The organism is Brucella sp. NBRC 12950 (assembly GCF_030268145.1).
Taxonomy (GTDB): Bacteria; Pseudomonadota; Alphaproteobacteria; order Rhizobiales; family Rhizobiaceae; genus Brucella.
On sequence record NZ_BSQC01000040.1, the window covers coordinates 1 to 1,148 of the forward strand.

The window sequence follows — 1,148 nt, forward strand, 5'->3', positions numbered from 1 at the left end:
CTATCTTATGCAATCGATGTGTATAACGGGGGTGGGTTCTAGTTTGAAGTGCGACTTGCAAATGATAACAATGAGTTATCCAATGCAAGGAACTCGTCATGGACCGTACCTATTCGCATCTTGATCTGGATGAACGCCGTAGAATAGCCCGCTGGCGCGCTGCAAAGCTTTCCGTTGACGTTATTGCTGAGAAGCTTGGAAGGCACCGCTCGACGATTTTTCGTGAACTGAAACGCAATCGGTTTAACGATGATGAGATTAAGGATTTAAACGGCTATTACTGTACGATTGCTGACCAGAAGTGCCGCGAGCGGCGTTCGAAGCAACGCAAGCTCATCCGGTATGATGAGCTACGGCAGTCCGTGATCGATCAGATCAGCGATGGATGGTCGCCGCAACAGATTGCCGGGAGAATGCGGTTGGAACGCCATCCAATCGCTGTCAGTCACGAAACAATCTATCAGTTTGTGTATTCTACCGACGGTCGAAAAGAAGAGCTTTGGAAATATCTGCCGGAACGTCGTGCCCGCCGCCGCCCACGTCATGCCCGGCGTCATCATGGGCGCCGCTTTCCACCAGAACTGAGCATCCTTTATCGCCCAGACATGGTTGCCAGGCGCAAGCAATTCGGACATTGGGAATGTGACACTATCCAGTTTCGGAAGAAGTTTGGCACCGCCAATGTGACGTCGCTGGTCGAGCGGGTGAGCCGCTTTACGGTATTGCTACGTAACAATGATCGTCAATCAAAGCCGGTGATGGAAGGTGTGATTAGCGTACTCCAGCCCCTACCCCAAATAGCCCGCCGATCGATTACGTTTGATCGTGGCACTGAGTTTACAGAATGGGCCTATCTGCAGAACGGGATAGGGTCGCAAGTATGGTTCTGTGACCCGCAATCACCTTGGCAGAAAGGCACTGTTGAGAACACCAATAGACGCACAAGACGCTGGCTTCCCCGAGACCTTGATCCGCTCACCCTCAGTGATCGAGACCTCGCATTCATTTGTCATCGCCTCAACAATACGCCACGCAAATGTCTGGGGTACAAAACGCCTGCAGAAGTCTTTCGGCAAAAATTAGTCGCAAACAGACATCGTTATGCGTAAGCTCAAACGGCAAAAGTCGCGCTTCAGCATGACCTCACA

General features: G+C 51.4%; 1 protein-coding gene. It reads left to right on the forward strand.

Going from position 1 to position 1,148, the window contains the following annotated elements:
• Positions 1 to 98: 98 nt before the first annotated feature.
• Complete coding sequence (locus tag QSJ70_RS27310; RefSeq protein ID WP_285541355.1) at positions 99 to 1,109, forward strand: IS30 family transposase; 1,011 nt, start codon at positions 99 to 101, stop codon at positions 1,107 to 1,109.
• Positions 1,110 to 1,148 lie beyond the last annotated feature (39 nt).